24 protein-coding genes and 1 tRNA gene are annotated in these 23893 nt (G+C 67.4%); 9 read left to right on the top strand and 16 right to left on the bottom strand.

Annotated elements, in window-relative coordinates; genetic code table 11:
- Window positions 1-23 precede the first annotated feature (23 nt).
- From ptsP to JX613_RS09485, 6 genes are all read right to left on the bottom strand, one after another.
- A complete protein-coding gene (gene ptsP, locus JX613_RS09460; protein ID WP_207101216.1) occupies window positions 24-2270 on the bottom strand; it encodes a phosphoenolpyruvate--protein phosphotransferase in 2247 nt (748 codons plus the stop codon).
- 64 nt (window positions 2271-2334) lie between these two features.
- Window positions 2335-3591, bottom strand: a complete 1257-nt coding sequence (locus JX613_RS09465) for an aspartate kinase (protein ID WP_207101217.1) — start codon at window positions 3589-3591, stop codon at window positions 2335-2337.
- A gap of 259 nt (window positions 3592-3850) precedes the next feature.
- On the bottom strand, window positions 3851-4258 hold the full coding sequence (locus tag JX613_RS09470) for a DUF1178 family protein (RefSeq protein ID WP_207101218.1): 408 nt from the start codon (window positions 4256-4258) through the stop codon (window positions 3851-3853).
- 37 nt (window positions 4259-4295) lie between these two features.
- Window positions 4296-5486, bottom strand: coding sequence for a 3-deoxy-D-manno-octulosonic acid transferase (locus tag JX613_RS09475; RefSeq protein WP_207101219.1), 1191 nt, complete (start codon window positions 5484-5486; stop codon window positions 4296-4298).
- A gap of 192 nt (window positions 5487-5678) precedes the next feature.
- A tRNA-Arg gene (locus JX613_RS09480) sits at window positions 5679-5755 on the bottom strand.
- Between the two features lie 78 nt (window positions 5756-5833).
- Window positions 5834-7252 (bottom strand): sensor histidine kinase, encoded by a 1419-nt coding sequence (locus JX613_RS09485; protein ID WP_207101220.1) that lies wholly within the window; start codon window positions 7250-7252, stop codon window positions 5834-5836.
- Between the two features lie 265 nt (window positions 7253-7517).
- On the opposite strand from JX613_RS09485, the gene rpmH reads away from it, so the two are divergent.
- The 9 genes from rpmH to JX613_RS09530 all read left to right on the top strand — a co-directional run bounded on the left by rpmH (window position 7518) and on the right by JX613_RS09530 (window position 14143).
- Window positions 7518-7652, top strand: coding sequence for a 50S ribosomal protein L34 (gene rpmH, locus JX613_RS09490; protein WP_089386361.1), 135 nt, complete (start codon window positions 7518-7520; stop codon window positions 7650-7652).
- Window positions 7653-7765: 113 nt separating this feature from the next.
- Window positions 7766-8101: a ribonuclease P protein component gene (gene rnpA, locus JX613_RS09495; protein WP_237168481.1), complete on the top strand. Its 336-nt coding sequence runs from the start codon at window positions 7766-7768 to the stop codon at window positions 8099-8101.
- A complete protein-coding gene (yidD, locus tag JX613_RS09500; RefSeq protein ID WP_207101222.1) occupies window positions 8098-8361 on the top strand; it encodes a membrane protein insertion efficiency factor YidD in 264 nt (87 codons plus the stop codon). Before rnpA ends, yidD begins: the two co-directional genes overlap by 4 nt.
- The gene (ttcA, locus tag JX613_RS09505; protein WP_207101223.1) at window positions 8345-9217 is read left to right on the top strand and encodes a tRNA 2-thiocytidine(32) synthetase TtcA; all 873 of its coding nucleotides are present in this window, start codon (window positions 8345-8347) and stop codon (window positions 9215-9217) included. Before yidD ends, ttcA begins: the two co-directional genes overlap by 17 nt.
- Before the next feature lie 108 nt (window positions 9218-9325).
- Window positions 9326-11149: a membrane protein insertase YidC gene (yidC, locus tag JX613_RS09510; RefSeq protein WP_207101224.1), complete on the top strand. Its 1824-nt coding sequence runs from the start codon at window positions 9326-9328 to the stop codon at window positions 11147-11149.
- Entirely contained in the window at window positions 11146-11907 is a 762-nt protein-coding gene (locus tag JX613_RS09515) for an MOSC domain-containing protein (RefSeq protein WP_207101225.1), read from the top strand. The genes yidC and JX613_RS09515 overlap by 4 nt, the downstream gene beginning before the upstream one ends.
- Window positions 11904-12554: a ribosome biogenesis GTP-binding protein YihA/YsxC gene (yihA, locus tag JX613_RS09520; RefSeq protein ID WP_207101226.1), complete on the top strand. Its 651-nt coding sequence runs from the start codon at window positions 11904-11906 to the stop codon at window positions 12552-12554. Before JX613_RS09515 ends, yihA begins: the two co-directional genes overlap by 4 nt.
- A gap of 90 nt (window positions 12555-12644) precedes the next feature.
- On the top strand, window positions 12645-13544 hold the full coding sequence (gene argB / locus JX613_RS09525) for an acetylglutamate kinase (RefSeq protein WP_207101265.1): 900 nt from the start codon (window positions 12645-12647) through the stop codon (window positions 13542-13544).
- Between the two features lie 80 nt (window positions 13545-13624).
- On the top strand, window positions 13625-14143 hold the full coding sequence (locus JX613_RS09530) for a SixA phosphatase family protein (protein ID WP_207101227.1): 519 nt from the start codon (window positions 13625-13627) through the stop codon (window positions 14141-14143).
- Between the two features lie 126 nt (window positions 14144-14269).
- Here the strand turns inward: JX613_RS09530 and JX613_RS09535 are convergent, their stop codons facing one another.
- From JX613_RS09535 to JX613_RS09580, 10 genes are all read right to left on the bottom strand, one after another.
- The gene (locus tag JX613_RS09535; protein WP_207101228.1) at window positions 14270-15058 is read right to left on the bottom strand and encodes an amino acid ABC transporter ATP-binding protein; all 789 of its coding nucleotides are present in this window, start codon (window positions 15056-15058) and stop codon (window positions 14270-14272) included.
- Window positions 15059-15066: 8 nt separating this feature from the next.
- Window positions 15067-16521 carry an amino acid ABC transporter permease gene (locus JX613_RS09540; protein WP_207101229.1) on the bottom strand — a complete coding sequence of 485 codons (1455 nt, stop codon included), beginning with the start codon at window positions 16519-16521 and terminating at the stop codon, window positions 15067-15069.
- Between the two features lies 1 nt (window position 16522).
- On the bottom strand, window positions 16523-17779 hold the full coding sequence (locus JX613_RS09545) for an amino acid ABC transporter permease (RefSeq protein ID WP_419538828.1): 1257 nt from the start codon (window positions 17777-17779) through the stop codon (window positions 16523-16525).
- 106 nt (window positions 17780-17885) lie between these two features.
- Window positions 17886-18902: an amino acid ABC transporter substrate-binding protein gene (locus tag JX613_RS09550; RefSeq protein ID WP_207101231.1), complete on the bottom strand. Its 1017-nt coding sequence runs from the start codon at window positions 18900-18902 to the stop codon at window positions 17886-17888.
- A gap of 164 nt (window positions 18903-19066) precedes the next feature.
- On the bottom strand, window positions 19067-19780 hold the full coding sequence (locus JX613_RS09555) for an ATP12 family chaperone protein (RefSeq protein ID WP_207101232.1): 714 nt from the start codon (window positions 19778-19780) through the stop codon (window positions 19067-19069).
- Window positions 19777-20433 (bottom strand): HAD-IA family hydrolase, encoded by a 657-nt coding sequence (locus tag JX613_RS09560; RefSeq protein ID WP_207101233.1) that lies wholly within the window; start codon window positions 20431-20433, stop codon window positions 19777-19779. Before JX613_RS09560 ends, JX613_RS09555 begins: the two co-directional genes overlap by 4 nt.
- The gene (locus JX613_RS09565; RefSeq protein ID WP_207101234.1) at window positions 20430-21482 is read right to left on the bottom strand and encodes an RluA family pseudouridine synthase; all 1053 of its coding nucleotides are present in this window, start codon (window positions 21480-21482) and stop codon (window positions 20430-20432) included. Before JX613_RS09565 ends, JX613_RS09560 begins: the two co-directional genes overlap by 4 nt.
- Window positions 21479-21844, bottom strand: a complete 366-nt coding sequence (locus JX613_RS09570) for a fluoride efflux transporter FluC (RefSeq protein WP_207101235.1) — start codon at window positions 21842-21844, stop codon at window positions 21479-21481. The genes JX613_RS09565 and JX613_RS09570 overlap by 4 nt, the downstream gene beginning before the upstream one ends.
- Window positions 21845-21875: 31 nt before the next feature.
- Window positions 21876-23192, bottom strand: coding sequence for a replication-associated recombination protein A (locus JX613_RS09575; RefSeq protein WP_207101236.1), 1317 nt, complete (start codon window positions 23190-23192; stop codon window positions 21876-21878).
- A 50-nt stretch (window positions 23193-23242) separates the two neighbouring features.
- Window positions 23243-23833, bottom strand: a complete 591-nt coding sequence (locus JX613_RS09580; protein ID WP_207101237.1) for an acyl-homoserine-lactone synthase — start codon at window positions 23831-23833, stop codon at window positions 23243-23245.
- Window positions 23834-23893: the final 60 nt, after the last annotated feature.

Genomic DNA, 23893 nt, shown 5'->3' on the forward strand with positions numbered 1-23893 from the left:
TGCCTGTTTTCGCGCCTTTCCGCCTATTGGCTGGCCAGCCATTCCGTGACGGGCTGGCGCAGGTTCGGCAAGCCGCGGTCCAGCCCCTCGTCGATGACCTGGCGCAGGCCGGTGATGGACACGCGGCGGATCAGGTGCTTGACCGGCCCGATGGAGGCCGGGCGCATCGACAGCCGCCGGATCCCCAGGGCGGCGAAGGCCAGCGCCTCGACCGGGCGGCCCGCATCCTCGCCGCAGAAGGACAGGGGCACGCGCGCCTCCTCGCAGCGTTCGACGATCTGGCGCAACAGCAGCAGGAAGGACGAGTTCAGCGTGTCGTAACGCCGCCGCACCCGTTCGTTTTCCCGGTCGGCGGCGAAGAAGAACTGCTTGAGGTCATTGCCCCCGATCGAGATGAAGTCGCACATCTCGAAGAACCTTTTCGGCGCAAAGGCCAGGGACGGCGTTTCCAGCATGGCGCCCACGCGGATGTCGCTGGGCATCGGATGGCCAAGCCGCTGTTCGCGCGACACCTCCTGCATCAGGATCTTGTACGCCGCCTCGTATTCCGCGATGTCGGCGATAAAGGGGAACATCACGTGCAGCGGCCGCCCGACGGATGCCCGGATCAGCGCCTGCAACTGCATCCGCAAGACGCCGCGCTTGTCCAGGCCCACGCGGATCGCGCGCCAGCCCATCGCCGGGTTGGGTTCGTCCTGCGGCTTCATGTAGGGCAGCACCTTGTCGGACCCGATGTCCAGCGTGCGGAACATCACCGGCCTGCCCTGGGCATTGTCCATGACGCGGCGGTAAAGCTCGGCCAGTTCGCCCCGGCGGGGGACGTGGTTGCGGATCAGGAACTGCAATTCGGTGCGGAACAGGCCCACGCCCTCGGCCCCCGACCCGGCCAGGGACGGCAGGTCGGCCATCAGGCCCGCGTTCATGTAAAGCTGGATCGTCGTGCCGCAGGTGCCCGTCGCGGGCAGCGCGCGCAGGCTGGCATAGCGGTTCTGCGCCTCGGCCTGCATGGCGATCTTGTCCAGGAAGGCCTTGTGGACGCTTTCCTCGGGGCGCAGGTGGACGATGCCCTGGTCGCCGTCGATCAGGATCGTGTCGCCGTTCAGCGCCTCGGTCGTGATGCGGGAAGCATGGATCACCAGCGGGATCGCCAGCGCGCGGGCGACGATGGTGGCGTGGCTGCCCACCGATCCGTCCTCCAGCACCACGCCGCGCAACCGGCGGCCATATTCCAGCAGTTCCGCCGGGCCGATGTTGCGCGCGACCAGGATCGGGTTGTCGGGCATTTCCGCGCCGGTATTGATGCCCTGCCCGGTCAGGATCCGCAGCAGCCGGTTCGACAGGTCGTCCAGGTCGTGCAGGCGGTCGCGCAGATAGGGGTCGGCGGCCATTTCCAGCCGGGCGCGGGCGGCGGACTGTTCCTTTTCCACCGCGGCCTCGGCCGATAGGCCAAGCTGGATGTCCTCCTCCATCCGCTTCAGCCAGCTGCGCGAATGGGCGAACATGCGATAGGTTTCCAGAACGGCGGTATGCTCGCCCTCGCCGCCCATGTCGGCGGCGGCGACCATCTTGTCCACGGTGCTGCGCAGCATCGCCACGCCCTCGTGCAGGCGCGCGAGTTCGCGGTCGGGGTCGTCGCCCACGGGGTTGGTGACGACCACGCGCGCCTCGTGCAGCCAGACGCGGCCTTCGGCGGCGCCCTCCTGCCCGGTCGATCCCCGGATCATCAGCGGAAAGCGGTGCGCGGGCGGCAGGCTGTCGGACTGGCTGCCCTGGAAGGCGCCAAGCTCGGTCATCTCGGCCAGGACCATGGCCACGACCTCCAGGCCATAGATCTCGTCTTCGGAAAACAGCCGCGCCTCGCGGCACTGGACCACCAGCACGCCCAGCCGTTCGCCGACCCGCTGGATCGGCACGCCCAGGAACGAGGGGAACACCTCCTCGCCCGTTTCCGGCATGAAGCGGAAGCCCGGCTGGGACGGCGCATCGGCGGTGTTCACATGCCGGCCGGTGCGGGCCACGCGGCCCACCAGTCCCTCGCCCAGGCGAAGGCGGGTGCGGTGGACGGATTCGGGGCGCAGCCCCTCGGTCGCGCAAAGCTCCAGCGTGTTGGGATCGCGGAACAGGTAGATCGAGCAGACATCCGTTCCCATCGAATCGGCGATGTGATGGGTGATCTCGTCCAGCCGGTCCTGGCCGCCGCCGGGGGCGGCCAGAATTCCCTTCAACCGTTGCAGCAACTTGCGAGAGTCGCTGTCCTTGCGGTCTTGCATCGCCGGCCCGCCTTGCTTTGCGATAACCCGCCGCCGCCGCAAAGGGGCGGGCCGTCAGGAAATGTCAGGCCGCTTCCAGGCCAAAGGCATCATGCAGCGCCTGCACGGCCAATTCCATATACTTGCGGTCGATCAGCACCGAAATCTTGATCTCGCTGGTGGAAATGACCTTGATGTTGACGTTTTCATCAGCAAGCGCCTTGAACATCTTCGCCGCCACGCCCGCATGGCTGCGCATCCCGATGCCCACGACCGACACCTTGGCGACCTCGGTATCCACGACCAGCTCGTCATAGGCGATGTGGCCCGCGGCCATCGCCTCCTCCATCGCGCGCTTGGCGCGTTCCACCTGGTTGATGGGGACGGAAAAGGTCATGTCGGTCACGGAACCCGGATGATCCTCGTAATCCTTTTCGGAAATGTTCTGGACGATCATGTCCACGTTCACGCCCGCCTCGGCCAGGGGGGCGAAGATGGCGGCGGAAATGCCGGGGCGATCCTCGACCGTGACCAGGGTGATCTTGGCTTCGTCGCGCGAGGAGGCGACGCCATTGACGACTTTCGATTCCATGATTTCCTCCTCGGCACAGATCAGGGTGCCCGAATTTTCGTCCGTGTCCTCGAACGAGGATAGCACGCGCAGCCGCACCTTGTAGCGCATGGCCAGTTCCACCGACCGGGTTTGCAAGACCTTCGCGCCCAGGGAGGCCAGTTCCAGCATCTCCTCGAAGGCGATCTTGTCCAGCTTGCGGGCCTTGGTGGTGATGCGCGGATCGGTCGTGTAAACGCCGTCCACGTCGGTATAGATGTCGCAGCGTTCGGCCCCGAAGGCGGCGGCGAAGGCTACGGCGGTGGTGTCCGATCCGCCCCGGCCCAGCGTGGTGATGCGCCCGTCGGGGCCAAGCCCCTGGAAGCCCGCCACGACCGCGACCTTGAAGCCCTCGGCGAACTTCTGGTCGATGTTGGCGCGCGGGATGTCGACGAAGCGCGCCGCCGAATGTTGCGCGGTGGTGTTGATGGGCACCTGCCAGCCCTGCCAGGACCGCGCGGGCACGCCCATCTCCTGCAAGGTCAGCGCCATCAGGCCGGCGGTGACGTTCTCGCCCGAGCTGACCACCGCGTCGTATTCGCGCGCGTCGAACAAGGGCGAGGTCTGTTCGACCCAGCCGACCAGTTCGTTCGTCTTGCCGGACATGGCGCTGACGATGACGATCACGTCATAGCCGCGCTCGACCTCGCGCTGCACCTTGGTGGCGGCGTTCTTGATCCGGTCAAGATCGGCCACCGATGTGCCGCCAAATTTCATCACCAGAAGCGGCATCGCGGGCCTCCGACCTGGGGGTTCCTGTTCGGCGCGGCTTTTATGGGCGGGGGGGCGAAACCGCAAGGGCGGAAAGGGGATGGCAGGGGAGGCCGATGCAGAAATCCCGCCTTCTGCCTGGCGATGCGTCCGCCCCCCCCCCAGGCGGGCGGTGGCCTTTCCTGATCATGGGGTGGCACCGTCTCTGGTGGCACCGCCGCGCGAAGGGCGGGGAAACGCGCGTCGCGTTCCGCTCCCGCCCAGGAACCGTCAGCCTGTCCTAGTTCGTCTTCTGGCGCGGGATGAACGGCAAGGGCGCGACCGGCACGCCTTCCTCGATCAGCTTGCGGGCTTCCTCGATCTTCGCCTCGCCATGGATGGCGCGGGTGGGGGCGCGGCCCTCGTGCATGGCGCGCGCCTCGTCCGCGAATTTCAGGCCGACATAGTCGCTGTTCGCCTCGACCTGCTGGCGCAGGGCCTGCAACGCGGCCTCGACCGGGTTCACGGGGGGTTCGGCCTTCCGGGCGGCGGGGACCGAGGGCGCCATCAGCGACTTTTCCACCGTGCCCGACCCGCATTGCGTGCAGGCGACGTGACCGGCCGCCCGCGTCGTCTCGAACGCGTCGGACGAACGGAACCAGCCGTCGAAGTCATGGCCTTGGTCGCAGCGCAAAGCATAGCGGATCATCGGTTGAACCCTTTTCCTTTCCCTGCCTTATATCGGGTCAGCCTTGCGCGCCTGCAAGTTCCCGCAGGCGTCCGATCAGCGCCGCCGGATCGCCCGCCCGGTCGTCCAGCACCGCGCGGGCCGCCTGCCCCATCCGCCGGGCCGCCAGGGCATCGCCCGCCAGGTGCGCCAGGCGGTCCGCCAGCGACCCGGCATCGACCGGACGCGCCGCCCCCGCCGCGTCCAGCGCCCCATAGGCTTCGATGAAATTGCCCACATGCGGCCCGTGCAGGATCGCCGAGCCATGGGCCGCGGGCTCCCACGGGGTATGGCCGCCCCGGTCGGTCAGGGAACCGCCCACGAAGCAGATCCCCGCCGCCGCATACCAGCGGTCCATCTCGCCCAGCGTGTCGGCCAGCAGCACCGCGCCCCCCGTTCCCCCGGCGGAGCGCCGCTGAAAGGCGACCCCGCGCCCGACCAGCAGGGCGGCCACCTCGTCCCCCCGTTGCGGGTGGCGGATGGCCAGGATCAGCCGCAGGCCGGGATGGTGCCTTCGCGCCTGCATCCAGGCGTCCAGCGCCACCGCCTCCTCGCCCTCGTGGGTCGAGGCTGCCAGCACCGTCCGGTCGCGCGCTGTCGAAGGCTGCGGCGGCGTGATCCCGGCAGGCCCCAGCAGCTTCAGGTCCAGCCGGGGCAGGACCGCGCGGTCAGACAGGCCCAGGGCGCGCAGCCGCGCCTCGCTGCCCGGATCCTGCGCCGACAGCACCGCCAGCCGCTGCAAGACCGGCCCGATCAGGCGCGGCAGCCGCGCCCAGCGGCGGGCCGAGCGTGCCGACAGCCGCGCCCCGATCACCGCCTGCGGGATGCCCCGGTCGGCCAGGGCCTGCGACCGCAGCGGCCAGAACTCGCCCTCGACCGTGACCTGAAGGCGGGGCCGCGCCTGATCCAGGAACCGCGCCAGCGCGCCCGGCAGATCCAGGGGCGCCAGCCGGGCGGGCAAGCCCCACCCCGCCGCCATGTCCCGCCCGGTCAGGCTGTTGGCCGTGACCAGCACCCGATGCGTCCGCGCCAGGGCCGCGATGACCGGCCGGGCCGAGGTCAGCTCTCCCACCGAGGCGCCGTGGACCCAGATATCGGCGGGACCGACAGGATCCAGGACCAGCCGCTCGCGCAGCGCATCCTGCCCGCGCGGCAGGGCACGCAGGCGGAAACCCTGTTCCAGAAAGGCGGCGGCGGCGCGATAGATCATGGCGGTCGCTATAGCCCAGGCAGGACGGCCGCGAAAGGCGGGGAACCTTGGCGCCAAGCTGACGTTGGCTTCACAACCACATAATATCAGGAGCTTTCCATGAAGGGTCTGTTCGCCTGGTGGCTTGGCGTGCCCATCATCGTCATCGTCATCCTGTATGTTCTGGGTGTCTTCTAGAACACAGGATGGAAGTGGCGGACCCGGAGCGATTCGAACGCCCGACCCCCAGATTCGTAGTCTGGTGCTCTATCCAGCTGAGCTACGGGTCCGTCGTAGGGCGGTGATCTATCCCCCTGTTCCGGGGGATGCAAGAGGGGTTTGGCAGAAAAAAGTCCCGCCCCCGTTTTTTATCGCCCGCCCGCCGCCTGTCGCGCCGGCAGGATCGCCATGTCGCGCGGAATATGGATCATGAACTCGCTGCCCTCGGTGTCGCTGCGGACCAGATCCAGCCGCCCGCCATGGCCGCGCACCAGATCGGCCGCGATGGTCAGCCCCAACCCGGTGCCGCCCTTGCGCACGCTGCCGGAAAAAGGCTTGAACAGGTATTCCCGCGCCTTTTCCGGCAGGCCCGGGCCGGTGTCGCCCACGCGGATCCACCAGTCGCTGTCGGTCTCGCCCGCGCCGATCTCGACCGTGCCGGGCCCGCCCGTGCCCTCGATGGCCTGGCGGGCGTTGCGGGTCAGGTTCGCCAGAACCCTGTAAAGCTGGTCGCGGTCGGCGCGGATGGTCAGGGTGGGGGGAATGTCCATCAGGAAATCGACCTGGGCCGCGGGGCTGGCCAGGGACTCGGCCTCGATCACCTCGGCGGCCAACTGGGCCAGCGAAAAGCGCGACAAGGTGGGCGCGGGTTCCTCGGCCTTGCCGAAGGCCAGGGTCGTTTCGCACAGATTGACCGCCCGGCTGATGGAATTCACCAGCTTCGGCGCCGCGCGCCGGACCTTGGGGTCGCCGCTGTCCTCCAGCCGGTCGGCGAAGATCTGCGCCGTGGTCAGGATGTTGCGCAGGTCGTGGCTGATCTTGGCCACCGCCTCGCCCAGTTGCGCCATCCGTTCGCGCTGCTTCAGGGACGAGGTGACGGTCTTTTGCATGGACGCCATCGCCGTCTCGGCGTCGCGCAACTCGGCCAGCCGGGCGTCGGGGGTGATGATGTGGCGCGGATCCTCGGGTGCCTGGGCATAGGACACCATATGGCTGATCACGCGCCGGATCGGCACCAGCACCAGCCGCTGCACGGCCAGGTTCAGAAGCAGCGCCGTCAGGATGGAAAAGGCCGCCGACAACAGCAGCAACCGCACGCCGTATTCGATCATCGCCGCGCGCAGGGGGGCGGTTTCCATGGTGATCTCGATCAGCTGGCCCGCCTGGTTGACGGGCGATCCCATCACGCGGATCACCTCTTTCCGGCGGTTGAGCAGCGTGCCCATCGCGTCGTCGATGGTCTGGGCCACGCCTTCCTCGCGCAGGTCATAGGTTTGGGCGACGGGGCCGGGAATGGGCGAGGACAGGACAAGCTGGCGGATGTCGTTGCGGCGCAGCACGACGTTGAAGACCCCGGCATTCTGCAACAGTTCCGATTCCAGGTCGCTGGCCAGCGATTCGTCGGTCGCCAGCAACGCAAGGCTGGCGATCTGCGCCCGCTCCAACCGCGATTCGAGATAGTCGAGCCGAAAGCTCGCCAGGGCCGGAAGCAGGATGAACAGTTCCGCCAACATCACGAAGATGATCGTCAGCGCGGCGAATCGGCCAGAGATCGTATTCAGTCGCATGTATTCTTGGTTGTCATCGCGTCGAATACGCGTGTTTCGGCCCCGGGGCCCCCGTTTGCACATCAAACGAATGTGATCATAAGCAGGTTCCTGCCCGCCTGGAAAAGGACATTCTGCAAAGGGCCTCCTCTTGTCGGTTGACGGGACAGGCGGCGTGATCTATCCAGCGGGCTTCGCACAACCGGCGCGTTCGCGTGCAAGGTGGAATTTTGCCGTTCCGCCGCTGCCAGCCGCCACCCGCAAGACAAGAGCCCGGAGACTGACCATGAAGCGCACCTTTCAACCCTCGAACCTCGTTCGTGCGCGCCGTCACGGCTTTCGCGCCCGCATGGCGACCAAAGGCGGCCAGCTGGTGCTGAACCGCCGCCGCGCCAAGGGCCGCAAGCGCCTGTCGGCCTGATCCTTTTGCGGCGGGCACCCCCCGCCGATCCAAAGGCTTTCGCCATGCCGCCCCTGCCCCATCCCGCCGTTGCCCCCGCGCGACCCAAGGATGACGGCACGGCGGCATTTCGCATGTCCATGCCCCCCGTCATCGCCAAGCGCGCCGACTTCCTGGCGGCCGCGCGCGCGCTGCGCCAGGGCACGCCCGGCTTTCTGCTGCAAGCGCGCGACCGGGGCGACGGGCTGCCGTTCCGCGTGGGCTTCACCTGTTCCAAGAAGATCGGCAACGCCGTGATGCGCAACCGCGCCAAGCGGCGCTTGCGCGAGGTTGCGCGGCTGCACCTGCCCCAAGGCGCGCGGCAAGGCTGGGACTACGTGCTGGTCGGCCGCCCCGAGGCGACCGTCAGCCGCGACTTCGCCGACCTTTGCCGCGACCTGGCCCATGCGCTGCGGAAAATCCATCCATGAGCCCGCTCGCCCGCCTTCTGGCGCTGCCGGTGCGCGGCTATCGGCTGGTGGCCTCGCCCTGGGTGGGCCATGGCTGCCGCTTCCAGCCGACCTGTTCCGCCTATGCGCTGGAGGCGCTGTCCCGCCACGGCGCCCTGCGCGGCACCTGGCTGGCGGCCCGGCGCGTCGGGCGATGCCACCCCTGGGGCGGCGCGGGCTATGATCCGGTGCCGGGGGCCGATCCCGAACACGAAAGGCAGTCCCATGCTGGACGACACTGACGAGCTGGCCGAGATCCACCCGCTGTTCGCGGGCGCGCCCTCCTCGACCGAGTTCCGCAAGCTGCGCAAGCGGCTGGTCCGCGAAACCCGCGCCGCCATCGAGGATTACGGCATGATCCGCCCCGGCGACCGCTGGCTGGTCTGCCTGTCGGGCGGCAAGGACAGCTATACCCTGCTGGCCGTCCTGCACGAGTTGAAATGGCGCGGGCTGCTGCCGGTGGACCTGCTGGCCTGCAACCTGGACCAGGGCCAGCCGAACTTTCCGGCGACCGTTTTGCCGCAATTCCTGACCGAACGGGGCGTCGCGCACCGGATCGAATACCAGGACACCTATTCCATCGTCACCGACAAGATCGCGCCGGGCGGCACGATGTGTTCGCTGTGTTCGCGCCTGCGCCGGGGCAACCTGTACCGCATCGCGCGCGAGGAAGGCTGTTCCGCCGTGGTCCTGGGCCATCACCGCGACGACATCCTGGAAACCTTCTTCATGAACCTGTTCCACGGCGGCAGGCTGGCGACCATGCCGCCCAAGCTGCTGAACGAAGACGGCGACCTGACGGTCCTGCGCCCCCTGGCCTATGTGGCCGAGGCCGATTGCGAGCGGTTTTCCCGCGCGATGAACTATCCCATCATCCCCTGCGACCTTTGCGGCAGCCAGGAAGGGTTGCAGCGCGTGCAGGTCAAGCGCCTGCTGGACGAATGGGAATCGCGCACGCCGGGCCGCCGCCAGGTGATGTTCCGCGCGCTGATGAACGTGCGCCCCTCGCATCTGCTGGATCCGAAGCTGTTCGACTTTGCCGCGCTGTTCCCCGGGGACGCCGCGGCACCCGTGGACGACATCCCGCGCCTTGGATAGGCGCCTGCGACCCCTGTGCGGAGGCTGGCCCCTGGGCCAAATCCGCTTGACCTTCAGGCGCCCCTTCTGTTGAAGCGGCGCGACGGACGCGATGAGGCTGGAAAGCACATGGAAGACAACAACCGCAATCTGATCCTGGCGACGGTGCTGTCGTTCCTGGTGATCCTGGTCTGGTACACCGTCTTCGCCCCCGAGCCGCCCGCCCAGACCGAACAGCCGGTCGCGGTGGAAACCCAGACCCAGGACGTGCCGCTGGCGAACCCGGAAAGCAGCACCCTGCCCGCCGACCTGGGCGCGCCTGCGGACGCCGCGCCCCAGGCAGGCCGCGTGCAGATTCAGACGCCCTCGCTGTCAGGCTCGATCTCGCTGGCCGGTGGCCGGATCGACGACCTGCTGCTGACGAAATACCGCGAAACGCTGGACGACAGTTCGCCCCATGTGCGCCTGCTGTCGCCGTCCTCGGCCACGGAGGCGATCCAGACGGGCGAGGCCAAGCCCTATTACGCCGTCTATGGCTGGACCCCCGGACCCGGCGTCGATCCGGCGCTGGTGCCCAACCCCTCGACCGTCTGGACCGTTGAATCGGGCGACGTGCTGGCCCCCGGCAAGCCCGTCACGCTGGTCTGGGACAACGGCGCGGGCCAGATCTTCCGCCGCACCTTCTCGGTCGATGAGAATTACCTGTTCACCGTGGGCCATGCCTTGCAGAACAACGGCGACGCGGCCTTCACCGCCGCGCCCTATGGCATCATCGCCCGCCATGGCCGCCCCGACACGCAGAACTTCTTCGTGCTGCACGAAGGCGCGGTCGGCATGAACGACGGCAAGCTGCTGGAACTGAAATACGACAAGATCACCGAACTGGACCCCGTGGACCGCGAGGGCCGCGCCCAGGTGACCCAGGTCACCAGCAACGGCTGGGTCGGCTTCACTGACAAGTACTGGATGACCACGCTGGCCCCCGCGCCGGGCCAGGCCTTCACCTCGGTGGTGAAATATGCGGAAGGGGCTGGCATCTACCAGACCGAAGCCCGCTATCCGATGCAGACCGTCCAGCCCGGCACCCAGGTCAACGCCGACAGCTACCTGTTCGCGGGCGCCAAGGTGTGGGAGGTCATCAACGCCTATCAGGAAACCCCCGGCATCCAGCGGTTCGTCGATTCCATCGACTGGGGCTGGTTCTATTTCCTGACCAAGCCCATCTTCCGCGTGCTGCACTGGCTGCACGGCTTCATCGGCAACATGGGCTGGTCGATCATCGCCCTGACCTTCATCCTGAAGCTGTTGGTCTTCCCGCTGGCGCGCAAATCCTACATCTCGATGGCGAAGATGAAGGAACTGCAGCCGCAGATGGAGGCGCTGAAGGAACGCACCGGCGACGACCGCATGAAGTTCCAGAAAGAGATGATGGAGCTTTACAAGCGCGAAAAGGTGAACCCCGCCGCGGGCTGCCTGCCCGTGCTGCTGCAGGTGCCGATCTTCTTCGCGCTCTACAAGGTGATCTTCGTCACCATCGAACTGCGCCACGCCCCCTGGCTGGGCTGGATCCGCGACCTTGCCGCGCCCGATCCCTCGTCGCTTCTGAACCTGTTCGGGCTGCTGCCCTATGCGCCCCCGGCCCAAGGCACGCTGCTGCATTCGCTGTCGCTGCCCGCGCTGGCGATCGTGCTGGGCATCAGCATGTGGATCCAGCAGCGGCTGAACCCGGCCCCGGCGGACCCGGCGCAGAAGATGATCTTCGCCTGGATGCCCTGGATCTTCATGTTCATGCTGGGCGGCTTCGCATCCGGTCTGGTGCTCTACTGGATCACCAACAACCTGATCACCTGCGTGCAGCAATACACGATCATGTCGATGCACGGCCACCGGCCGGACCTGTTCGGCAATATCCGCGCCTCGATCCCCTCGCGGCCCAGGAAGGACAGCAAGTGACGGCGCGTCTGGCCCATATCCGCCGCCACCCGATCAAGTCGGTCGGCGGAGAGGGGCTGGACCGCGTGACCCTGGCCGCAGCGCGCCGCCTGCCCGGCGACCGGGAATGGGCGGTGCTGACCGAAAGCGGCGAACGCAACGCCCAGGCCAGCCAGACGGGCGGGGAACCCGACCGCTGGCTGCCCAAGTCCTGCTTCGTGCGCGGCGTGTCCTCGCCGCAGGTGCAGGCCATCAGCGGCGGCTGGTCGAACGGCCATCTGGTGCTGCGCCAGCCCACGCAGGCCGATCTGGTGATCGACCCGGAAACCGAGGGCGACACGCTGGTCGCATGGCTGCGTCCCTTGTGGCCCGCCGAAGCTCCTGCCCCCACGCGTCTTGTGCGCGGCGCCGCAATCTGGACCGACCAGAAATGGCCTTGGATCTCGATCCTGTCGCTTTCCAGCCTTGCCGACCTGGAAGCCCGCACGGGCCAGGCGCTCGGCATCCACCGCTGGCGCGGCAACCTGTGGGTGGACGGCTGGACCCCCTGGGCCGAACGCGGCCTGATCGGCCGGATCCTCCGCATCGGCGACGTGGAACTGCGCGTCACCCAGCATATCGGCCGCTGCGAGGCCACTTCGGCCAATACCGACACCGGCGAACGGGACATCGACATGCTGGCAACGCTTGAACGCCTTTACGGCCACACCGACTTCGGCATCTTCGCCGAGGTCGTGACCGGCGGCGCCATCGCGCTTGGCGACGAGGTGGCGGCATGAAGGTCGCCTTCCCCGTCGCCCCCGAACCCGATGCCGACGCCGCCGAAACCGCGCGCCTGCTGTTCGCCGGTCCCGTCGATTTCCTCAAGGGCGTGGTCGCCATGGACGGCCTGCCCCCCGCCGACCGCCCCGAGGTCTGCTTCGCGGGCCGCAGCAACGTGGGCAAATCCAGCCTGATCAACGCCCTGACCGGCCGCAAGGGCATCGCGCGCGCGTCCAACACGCCGGGGCGCACGCAGGAAATCAACTATTTCACCCTGGGCGAGCACAGCTATCTGGTGGACCTGCCCGGCTACGGCTTTGCCAAAGCCCCGGTCGCGATCGTCGCCAAATGGCAGGCGCTGCTCAAGAACTATCTGGCGGGCCGCCCGACCCTGCGCCGCGCCTTCTGCCTGATCGATTCGCGCCATGGGGTGAAACCCGTGGACCACGAGATCATGACCCTGCTGGACAAGTCCGCCGTCCCTTTCCAGGTCGTGCTGACCAAGTCCGACAAGCTGGGCCCGAACGCCATCCAGCCCGTCATCGCCCAGGTCGAGGCGGAACTGCAGAAACACCCCGCCGCCTTTCCGCAGATCGTCGTCACCTCCTCCGACAAGGGCCAGGGCATCACGACCCTGCGCGCGATCATCGCCAGCCTTGATTGAACGCGTCTGGACTGAACGCGTCTGGACTGATCCGCCGATGCGCCCTAGGGTCCGCGCGTCGACAAGGGGCCAAGGATGAGAAAGCAGAACATGAACCGCGACTGGACCGCCACCGCCAGAACCCTGTCCGAGGCCCTGCCCTATCTGCAACGCTATTCCGGCGCGGTTGTCGTCGTGAAGTTCGGCGGCAACGCCATGGGCGACGATGACGCCATGGCTGAATTCGCCCGCGACATCGTTCTGATGAAGCAGGTCGGCATGAACCCGGTCGTCTGCCACGGCGGCGGACCGATGATCAACGAACTGCTGGCCAAGCTGGGCATCGAAAGCACCTTCGTGCGCGGCAAGCGCGTGACCACCAAGGAAACGGTGGAAGTGGTCGAGATGGTGCTGTCCGGCCTGGTGAACAAGCGCATCGTCCAGGCTATCAACGACGCGGGCGGGCGCGCTGTCGGCATCAGCGGCAAGGACGACGACCTGATGGTCTGCGAGGCGGACGACCCCGAACTGGGCTTCGTCGGTCGCCCGGTGGAAATGAACGTCCAGATCATCCGCGACCTTTACAAGGCGGGCCTGATCCCGGTGATCGCCCCCGTCGCCACCGGCATGAACGACAACGAAACCTTCAACGTCAACGGCGACACCGCCGCCGGCGCCATCGCGGGCGCGCTGCGCGCCGACCGCCTGCTGCTGCTGACCGATGTCGCGGGCGTCAAGGACAGGAACGGCGAGGTTCTGACCCAGCTTCACCCCGACCAGGTCCGCGCGATGATCGCCGACGGCACCATCGCGGGCGGCATGATCCCCAAGACGGAAACCGCGCTGAAGGCCCTGCAGGACGGGGTGCGCGCGGTGGTGATCCTGGACGGCCGCGTGCCCCATGCCAGCCTGCTGGAACTGTTCACCGAACATGGCGCGGGCAGCCTGATCCGGTCCACGCCCCCCAGCACCCGGCCGCACGGGTTGCGCCAAGGCGGCGCGTCGCTGTAATTCCACGCATCGCCTTGCCGAAGGCGCGGGGGAATGGCAGGCTGCGTTCACATTCGGGTTGAAACGGGGGCTGCCTGCACATGACACCGCTTGGACATCGACGGCTGATCCTGACGCGCCATGCCAAGTCGGCCTGGGATGATCCGGGCCTGCCCGATCACGACCGCCCGCTGAACGACCGGGGCCGCCGGTCCGCCCGCGCGCTTGGCGACTGGATGGCCTCGCGCGGGTACGAGCCCGAGGAGGTGCTGTGCTCGTCCGCCGCGCGCACGCAGGAAACCTGGGCGATGGTCGCGGGCGCGCCGCTGGAGGTCCGCCCGGTGATCCGCATCGAGCCGGGCCTGTATCAGGCGGGCCCGGAAAAGATGCTGGCGGTCCTGAAGACCGCCACCCACCCGACGGTGATGATGCTGGGCCACAACCCGGGCATTTCCGAATTCGCGGCCCTGCTGCCCGCGCGCCTGCCGCTGGACCCCGACTTCCGCCGCTATCCCACGGGCGCGACCCTGGTGGTGGATTTCCAGGTGGACAACTGGGCGCAGGTCGAACCCGGCCAGGGCAGCGTGATGGATTTCGTCAGGCTCGACGGGCGGAACTGACTTTCACTTTGGCGTAAATATCCCAGGGGCTTCGAAGCGCCCGGAAAAAGGTCCGGTGGACCTTTTTCAGCGGAGAAGGGGCCGGCAGGCCCGAGCGGGGGACGTGAAGTCCCCCGGCCTTGCCGCTTAATGCCCCAGGATCTGGCTCAGGAACAGCTTGGTCCGCTCGGACTTGGGGTTGTTGAAGAACTCGCGCGGCTCGTTCTGCTCGACGATCTGGCCCTGGTCCATGAAGATCACGCGGTTGGCGACGGCCTGGGCAAAGCCCATCTCGTGCGTGACACACAGCATGGTCATCCCCTCCTCGGCCAGCTGGATCATGGTGTCCAGTACCTCCTTGATCATCTCGGGGTCAAGGGCGCTGGTCGGCTCGTCGAACAGCATGATCTTGGGTTGCATGCACAGCGACCGCGCAATCGCCACGCGCTGCTGCTGGCCGCCAGACAGCTGGCCCGGATATTTCCCGGCCTGCTCGGGGATCTTGACCTTTTCCAGATAGCGCATGGCCGTCGCCTCGGCCTGCTTGCGGGGCACCTTGCGCACCCAGATCGGCGCGAGCGTGCAGTTTTCCAGCACCGTCAGGTGGGGGAACAGGTTGAAATGCTGGAACACCATGCCGACTTCGGACCGCACCTTGTCGATGTTCTTGATGTCGTTGGTCAGTTCGATCCCGTCCACGACGATATGGCCGGACTGATGCTCCTCCAGCCGGTTGATGCAGCGGATCAGGGTCGATTTGCCCGACCCGGACGGCCCGGCGATCACGATCCGCTCGCCCCGGTGCACGGTCAGGTCGATGTCGCGCAGCACGTGGAACGACCCGTACCACTTGTTCATGTTGCGGATGTCGATGGCGACCTCGTCGCTGATCCGCATGTGGCTGCGGTCGATCCTGCGGGTGATGTCTTCGCTCATGGCGGTCCTTACCTGTGGTCGCGTGCCAGCCGGCGTTCAAGATACATCGAATATCGCGACATGCCGAAGCAGATCAGAAAGAAGATGAAGCCCACGAAGATATAGGGCTCCCAGTAGATGCCCTTCCAGCTTGTGGAGGCCCGCACCGCGTCGGACATGGATTTCAGCGGATCGTACAGGCCCACGAAGGTCACCAGTGTGGTGTCCTTGAACATGCCGATGAAGGTGGAGACGATGCCGGGAATGCTGATCTTCAGCGCCTGCGGCAGCACGATCAGCCGCTGCGCCTTCCAGTAGTCCAGGCCCAGGGCGTCGGCGGCCTCGTATTGGCCCTTGGGCAGCGCGGCAAGGCCCCCCCGGATCACCTCGGCCATGTAGGCGGCGGAAAACAGCGTCACCATGATGATGACGCGCAGGATGATGTCGAAGGTCGTGCCCGGCGGCAGGAAGTAGTTCAGCAGCAGGGATGCCACGAACAGCAGCGCGATCAGCGGAACGCCCCGGATGAACTCGATGAAGATCACCGCCAGGGTCTTGACCAGGAACATGTCCGACCGCCGCGCCAGGGCCAGCACGATGCCCAGCGGCAGCGACATGGCGATGCCCGCCACGCCGATGGTGATGGACAAGAGGAACCCGCCAAAGCGGTCCGAGGCCACCGCCGGGATCGCCAGCGAGACGATGCTTTCCGCATCCCGCGCCGCATCGCCTGCGAAGACGATCCACCAGACCAGCGGCACCACCAGCGCCGCGACCGTCGCGACCAGGGCCGAGGCGCGGCCAAGCAGCCGCCAGGCAATCCAGCCCAGCACCGGTCCCACCAGCACCATGACCGGCCCCCAGGCCGAGCCGCCCCACAGGAACCACACCCCCATCAGAGGATACAGGATCGAGAAGACCAGCAGCCAGGACGGCTGGCGTTCCGAGATCAGCAGCGCGCCGACCAGCACGGCGGCGGCAAAGACCAGCCAAGCGGCGGGCGCGCCCATGACGGCCATCAGCCACAGGGTCAGCACCGTCGCCAAGGCCAGCACAACGCGCCGGATCATGACCGATTCCGAAAACAGCACGGGCGCCAGGGCCACGAACAGCAGGCCGAATGCCATGGTCGGGCGCCAGTAAAGCTCGGGCGGGTAGAAGCCATAGACATACTGGTTCCAGCGTTCGCGGACCACGGCCCAGCAGGCGCCACGCGCCCCCTCGCCCCAGGTCTCGGCGATGATGCGGCGGCAGTCGGACAGGCTGTCCGCGTTCCAGACGGAATGGGCGAACCAGTCCCAGAAATGGCTGACCAGGAACCAGACGATCAGGACGCCCAGGATCGTCAGCACCGTGTTCAACGGCCCCGAGAACAGGTTCTGCCGCAACCAGCGCACGGCCCCGGCCTCGCGCACGGGCGGGGCGGCGGGGGGCAGCATGGTGTCGCGGACAAAGGGGACGGTCTGGGCGTGGGTTTCGCTCATCTCACCGCTCCTTCAGCTTCACGCGGGCGTTGAACAGGTTCATCCCGGCCGAGATGATCAGGCTGAGGACCAGATAGACCCCCATCATCAGCACGATGGATTCCAGTTCCCGCCCCGTCTGGTTCAGCGTGGTGCCGCCCAGCGTGCCCTTGATGTCCATGTAGCCCACGGCGATGGCCAGGGAACTGTTCTTCATCAGGTTCAGGTATTGGGAAATCAGCGGCGGGATGATGACCCGCAGCGCCTGCGGCAGGATCACCAGGTTCATGGTGCGGCCCGGGCGCAGGCCCAGGGCAAAGGCGGCCTCGGACTGCCCGCGGCTGATCGCCAGGATCCCCGCCCGCACGATTTCCGCGATGAAGGCCCCGGTATAAAGCGTCAGCGCCAGCCACAGCGCGACCAGCCCGTTCTGGACGTTCAGCCCGCCCGTGAAGTTGAAGCCCTTCAAGGTCGGCGGGATCAGGTGCAGGCCGAAATACCAGATCAGCAGCAGGGACGGCACCGTCATCACCGCAAGGCTTGCCCACCAGGTGGTGGGGCGGACGCCTGTCTGGTCCTGCACCCGCTGCGCCCAGGCGGCGATCATGCGCCGGACGATCCAGCCCGCCACCAGCGCCACGGCAAAGGCGATGGTGGCCCAGCTGATCGTGATGCGCGCGCCCAGATCAAGGCTGCCCGGATCGTTGGTCATCGCCAGCGTCGGGATGGCGGTATAGCGGTTCGTCAGCGCCACATGGTCGAACAGGATCATGCTGGCCGCGGGATCGTCCCCGCGAAAGGCGTTGGGCGGTGGCATCACCTCGGTGAAGACGGCGAAGACGATCAGGATCCACAACAGCAGGGGGACGTTGCGGAAGGCCTCGACATAGACGGTCATCAGCCGGGCGATCAGCCAGTTGTTGGACAGCCGCGCCACGCCCGCGATGATCCCCACGACCGTCGCCGCGATGCAGCCCAGGATCGACACGATCAGCGTGTTCAGCAGCCCCACAAGGGCCGCGCGCAGGTGCGTGTCGTCCGAGGTATAGGGGATCGGCGTCTGCGGGATGTCGTATCCCGCGCGCTGCCACAGGAAGCCGAAGTCGAAATCCTTGCCCAGGGCCGCCAGGTTGCGGATCGTGTTGTTGACCAGCCACCAGGCCAGCGCCATCACCAGGATGAACACGATCACCTGGAAGGTCATCGACCGATAGCGCCGATCATAGATCAGCATGCTTGGCCGGAACGGCGGATTCGCCGGCACCATAACGTCCGTCATTCTTCTACCCCTGCAGCCGGTCTTGCCTTGTGGTGGCAGCGTTTTCCGCAACCGGGCTTGTCATGCGAAGGGGGCGCCATGGCGCCCCCTTTAGGTGTCGGATGCCTCAGCGGAAGGGCATCGCATACATCAGGCCGCCCTGCGTCCATTGCGCGTTCAACCCGCGGGCCAGGCCGATGGGGGTCTGCTCGCCGATATTGGCCGCGAAGATCTCGCCATAGTTGCCGCTGGCGGCGATGGCGCGCTTGGCCCAGTCCTTGTCCAGCCCGATCATCGCGCCCAGGTCGTCGGTTACGCCCAGAAGGCGCTGGACCTCGGGGTTCTGCGAGGATTTCGCCAGTTCTTCCAGATTCTTCGAGGTGATGCCGTATTCCTCGGCCGCGATCAGCGCGTAAAGCGTCCAGCGGGCGATGTCGCCCCAGTTGCTATCGCCATGGCGCACGGCCGGCCCCAGCGGTTCCTTGGAAATGATCTCGGGCAGGATGATGTGGCTTTCGGGGTCGGCAAAGGCGGCGCGGGTCGCGGCAAGGCCGGATGCGTCGGTGGTATAGGCGTCGCAGGCGCCCGCCATGTATTGCTGCTCGCCCTCGGCGTTGCTGTCGATGTTGACCGGCTGATAGGTCATGTTGTTGGCCTTGAAGTAATCGGCCAGGTTCAGTTCCGTCGTGGTGCCGGTCTGGATGCAGATGGTCGCGCCGTCCAGTTCCTTGGCCGAGGTCACGCCCAGGTCCTTGTTCACCATGAAGCCCTGGCCGTCGTAATAGTTGACGCCGATGAAATCCAGCTTCAGGTCGGTATCGCGCGAGAAGGTCCAGGTCGAGTTGCGCGCCAGCAGGTCCACCTCGCCCGAGGACAGCGCCGTGAAGCGCGTCTGGCCGGTGGTGGGCACGTATTTCACCTTGGCCGGATCGCCCAGCACGGCGGCGGCGACGGCCTTGCAGAAATCGACGTCGAAGCCCGTCCAGTTGCCGTTCGCATCGGGCGCGGCAAAGCCCACAAGGCCGGTGTTCACGCCGCAGTTCAATTCACCGCGCGCCTTCACGTCGGCCAGCGTATCGGCCATGCCCGCACCCGCCATCAGCGCGCCGGCGGCCATCGAGCCCAGAAAAACCGAAGTCTTCATGTCTACCCCTTTGTTGGTGCCGTCCGTGCGGACATCCCGCAAGCGGCGCCCGGACCTTGGTGCCCGGGCTTGTCGTCACGACGCCCCCAAAGGGGCATCCCATAGGCAACATAGTGCCGATCCTTCCCGATGCGTCAAGCGCGACGCCCAGGGCCCGGGCAGTTTCAACCGCGGCGGGACAGGTGCCAAAGCCGTTCCGCGACCCCCATCGCCGCCCTGCGGCTTTCGGCGGCGTCCCGCGCCTCGTCGTCCTGGCCCCAGCGTTCGATCTGGAATTCCTCGTCGATGCGGGACAGGCGGAAGGCCGTGTCCGCGTCGATCCGGCCCCGGATGACGGCCAGTCCCAGGATCAGCGATCCGGGCAGGGTCACAAGATCGTGCAGCGCCGTCAGCCCGAAAACGTCCAGATCCAGAAGATGCCCGCGCAGCCGCGCCAGCACCGGCGCGTCCTGTTCCACCGGGATCACCCCATGGGTGATGCGCAGGGGCGCGCGCAGGTCGGTCGCGGCCCAGTCGATCAGCGGATCCCAGGCCTCGGCCTGGCGGCGGGCCAGTTCGGCGGGCTGGTCGGCGCGATAGGACAAAAGGTCCGTGCCGCCATATTCGGCAAGCATGCCCGCCACGCCGGCAAACTGAGGCGTGACCTTTTCCACCGCCGAATTGGCCGCCCGGGTCAGGGGCATGGTATGGGGGTCGATCACATCGGCCTGCGCGTCCCATTCCGCCGCGACCGCCCGGGCCAGCCCCTCGGTCGGCAGCAGCAGCGGCAGCTTGCCGGGCGTGCGCAGGGGCCGGTCGTCAAGGGCGACCTCGAACCCCTCGCCGACTGGCCGGACCCCGGACGCCTTCCAGAACCGCCGTGCCTTCCATTCGCTCATGATGCCCACCTTGCCAGTGCCTGGCCCAAATCCCTGAAATCCGTCGCGACCAACGCCGCCCCCGAGGCCGTCAGCGCCTCGGGCGCATGATAGCCCCAGCCGACGCCAAGGCCCGTCATGCCAGCCGCGCGCGCCATCTCCATGTCGAAGCTGGTATCGCCAACCATCACCGCATCCCCGGGTTCCACCCCCGTCTCGGCCAGCGCCGCCAGCAGCATCGCCGGATGGGGTTTCGAGGGGTGGTCGTCCGCCGTCTGCAGGCTGACGAACCGCCCCTCCAGCCCATGAGCCGCGATCATCGCCGCCAGCCCGCGCCGCGACTTGCCCGTCGCCACGGCCAGCAGGATGTCGCGGCATCCCGCCAGCCCGTCCAGGCAGTCCAGCGCGCCGGGATACAGCGGCGCGGCCTGCGCCATCCGGGCCTGCATGAAGGCGGCGCGATACCCCTCGACGATGCGGGCCTGCGTGGCGGCGTCATGCCCCGGGGCCAGTTGCGCCACCGCGACCGGCAGCGACAACCCGACGATCTGCAGAACCGCCTCGCGCGGCAAGGGGTCCAGCCCCGCGCCTTCAAAGGCGGCGGTCATGGCGCCGTGGATATGGTGCTGGCTGTCCACCAGCGTGCCGTCCACGTCGAAGACCACCAGCTTCATTCGAGATCCGCGAAGGGATCGTCGGGCACGTCGTTTTCATGCCAGCCCACCGTCTTCCAGGTCCGCGCCATGTGATCCGGCAGGGGCGCGGTCAGGGTGATGCGCTTCCTGGTGATCGGATGGTCGAAGCTGATGCTGCGGGCGTGCAGGTGCAGCTTCTTGCTGATTTCCCCGCCCAGTTGCGCGCCCCAGCCGTCGCCCAGGTTCTCCTGCCCCGAGCCGCCGTATTTCCCGTCGCCCACGATGGGATGGCCCAGTTCGGCCATATGCGCGCGCAACTGGTGCGTCCGTCCCGTGACCGGCACCAGCGCGCACCAGCTGGCCCGCGTGCCAAGCGCGTCCAGCACGGCATAATCGGTGGTCGCGCGCTTGGCCCCCTCGGTCGTGTCGATGTCGCGGGGGTGGACGGCGATCATCTTTTCATTGTCGCCGCGCCCGGCCCCGCCCTTGACCAGGCCAAAGCGGATCGTGCCCATGCGCGGATGCGGCACGCCCGCCACGGCCGCCCAATAGATCTTGCGGGTGGTTCGGGCCCGGAACGCCTCGGACAGGGCGCGCGCCACGCGGTCGGTGCGCGCCAGCAGCAACACGCCCGAGGTGTCCTTGTCCAGCCGGTGCACCAGCTTGGGCCGGTCCTTGTAGCCGAACATCAGCGCGGTGGTCAGTCCGTCCACATGCCGGTCCCCCTGCCCGCTGCCGCCCTGCGACGGCAGGCCCGGCGGCTTGTTCAGGGCGATGATGTGTTCGTCCTTCCACAGGACGGCGGCCTGGATCATCTGCTGGTCGCTGTCGGACACGCGCGGACCCAGGGGGCGGCTGGCGCGCGCGGGCATGGGCGCGGCATCGGGCAGCGGGGGGATGCGCACCTCCTGCCCCGTCTCGATCCGGGTCGCGGGCTTCACGCGCCCGCCGTCCACGCGGATCTGGCCGGTGCGGCACAGCTTCTCGATGGCGATCTGGCCAAGCTGGGGAAACTTCTTCCTCAGCCAGCGGTCGAGCCGCTGCTCGCCCTCGTCCCCGCCCACGCGGATGGTCTGAACGCCGCTCATGCGAAAATCCCCCGGCCGATGGTCATGCCGGCGAAGACTGCCGCCAGCGACAGCAGCACCGATCCCCCGACATAGATCGCAGCTAAGACCCCCTGCCCCCGTTCCCACAGGGTCAGCGTGTCCAGCGAAAAGGCGGAAAAGGTCGTGAAGCCGCCCAGGATGCCGGTCAGCAGCAGCGGCGCCCAAGCCGCGCCGCGCCCTGCCAGCAGCGCCGCCAGCAGGCCCATGACAAGGCTGCCCCCGACATTGACGGCGAATGTCGCCAGCGGAAAGCCCCCGGCGGGCATGGCGCGATAAAGGCCAAGGCGCGCCACCGATCCGATGGCGCCGCCGATGGCGACCTGAAGATATGGGTTCATCATGGCGGCTAACTGTGGTGGCGCGGGCGCAAAGTCAACCGCCGCGCTTCAACCGCTGCGACACGAACCAGTCGAGCCGCTTCTTCAACTCTCGCTCGAACCCCCGCTCGACGGGGGTATAGAGGACCGGGCGCTTCATGCCCTCGGGGAAATAGTTCTGGCCGGAAAAGCCGTCCTCGGCGTCGTGGTCATAGGCATAGCCCGCGCCGTAATCCTGGTCCTTCATCATCTGCGTGGGCGCGTTCAGGATATGGGCGGGCGGCATCAGGCTGCCCGTGCGCTTCGCCTCGGCCCGGGCGGCCTTGTAGGCGACATAGCCCGCGTTCGATTTCGGGGCGAGCGCCAGATAGATCACCGCCTGCGCCAGGGCCAGCTCGCCTTCCGGGCTGCCAAGGCGTTCATACAGCGCCCAGGCATCCAGGCAATGCCGATGCGCCGCCGGATCGGCCAGGCCGATATCCTCGACCGCCATGCGGGTGATGCGGCGGGCGAGGTAACGGGGATCCTCGCCCCCCTCCAGCATCCGCGACAGCCAATACAGCGCCGCGTCGGGGTCGGACCCGCGCACCGATTTGTGCAGCGCCGAGATCAGGTTGTAATGCTCATCCCCCGACTTGTCGTACTTCGCCGCCCGCCGCATCAGGCGCTGCGCCATGGCGGGGGCATCCACCGGCCTGTCGGTCTTCCAGGCAGCCACCTGCTCGATCAGGTTCAGGGCCGCGCGGCCATCGCCGTCGGCCATCTCCAGCAGGGCGTCGCGCGCCTCGGCTGTCAGGGGCAGCTTGCGGCCCAACTCGCGTTCCGCGCGCTGCGCCAGCAGTTCCAGGTCGCGCAGCGACAGGCGTTCCAGCACGATCACCTGGGCGCGCGACATCAGCGCGGCGTTCAGCTCGAAGGACGGGTTTTCGGTCGTCGCACCGACCAGAAGGATCGTCCCGTCCTCCATATAGGGCAAAAAGCTGTCCTGCTGCGCCTTGTTGAAGCGGTGGATCTCGTCCACGAACAACAGCGTGCCGCGCCCCTGCTGGCGGCGCAGCCTTGCCGTTTCAAAGACCTTGCGCAGCTCGGGGACGCCCGAAAAGATGGCGCTGATCTGCACGAAGGCCAGGTTGGTCTGGTCCGCCAGAAGCCGCGCGATGGTGGTCTTGCCCACCCCCGGCGGCCCCCAGAGGATCAGCGAGGACAGGCTGCGGGACGCCAGCATGGACCCCAGCGGCCCGTCCGGGCCAAGCACCTTGTCCTGGCCGATCACGTCGCCCATGCGCACGGGGCGGATGCGGTCGGCCAAGGGTCGCACCGCCGGGGGCGGCGGCGGATCGGACGAGGTGCTGGCGTCGAACAGGTCTGGCATGATACACCATCTTAGGCCTGCAAGGCCCTGGCGTACAAGATGTGGCAGCCTCAGTGCATCTTGGGCGCCAGGTTGATCGCGACGCACTGGAAATGCCCGTCGTCGATCCACATGACGCGGCCGATGGCCTCGGCGTCAAGGCCGCAGCGGCCATACCAGCGCGGCCAGGACGCCCCCGTCAGGGCGATCAGCCTGGTCGCGCCCAGGTCGCGGGCCGATCCCGTCATCGCCTCGACCATCTTGAAGTGGACCTTGCGGCGATACATCTGCGGGATGTCGTGGCTGACGAACACGCGCGAACATTCCCAAACCTGCTCATCGACCGGCGCCTCGGCGTCCAGCAGATCCTGGGGGATCGACCCGCCCAGGATGCCCTTTTGCGCGTCGCGGATCATGTAGCTGTAGATGCCGCAGCGCGCGGTGGTCGGCGTCAGGCGGAAGCCCGCCAGAACCTCGCCCTTGTCGTGGACGGCGATCCAGCGGCTTTGCGGGGTGTCGTACTGGTCGAATTCCATGTCCTCGGCCTCGGGCAGATCCCAGTTCTTCTGGATGATGAAGCTCTGCTTGCGGGCGCGAAAAAGCTTGGCGAACAACTCGCCATGGTTGTGGAGATTGGAAAAGGAAAGCGTGGTCGTCTGCATGGTCAAAACTCCTGGGGTGTAGGGACAACCCTTCCCCGCATCACGGCTCCCCCGGGCGAA

This window comes from Paracoccus shandongensis (assembly GCF_017315735.1).
Taxonomy (GTDB): Bacteria; Pseudomonadota; Alphaproteobacteria; order Rhodobacterales; family Rhodobacteraceae; genus Paracoccus; species Paracoccus shandongensis.